Below are 304 nucleotides of genomic sequence, written 5' to 3'. Positions count from 1 at the left end.
GGCTCCAGCGGGCGCAGCCGCGGGAGGTCGTCGAGGGTGCGGATCGGGTCGGCGATCAGCCGGCCGACGCCCGGCTTGATGCCGACGTCGATAGCGACGGCCTTCAGCGGCACCACGATGTCGCCGAAGAAGATCGCCGCGTCCCCCTTGTGCCGCCGCACCGGCTGGAGGGTGATCTGCTTCACCACCTCGGACCGCATGCCGACGTCCAGCACCGGGCTGCCCTCGCGCACCTGGGGGTACTCCGGCAGCGAGACACCAGCCTGGGGCACGAACCACACAAGCGGTTGACGCTCCCGCCCAC

The 304-nt window shown here is 71.4% G+C and carries 1 protein-coding gene; it reads right to left on the bottom strand.

Going from position 1 to position 304, the window contains the following annotated elements; translation table 11 throughout:
* A partial coding sequence (locus tag UK12_RS35170) for a uroporphyrinogen decarboxylase family protein (RefSeq protein ID WP_331386684.1) occupies positions 1-272 on the bottom strand: 272 nt, incomplete at its 3' end.
* Between the last annotated feature and the right edge of the window lie 32 nt (positions 273-304).

The sequence above is a fragment of the Saccharothrix sp. ST-888 genome (genome assembly GCF_000955975.1).
Taxonomy (GTDB): domain Bacteria; phylum Actinomycetota; class Actinomycetes; order Streptomycetales; family Streptomycetaceae; genus Kitasatospora.
This window is presented reverse-complemented; position numbering and strand designations above follow the sequence as displayed.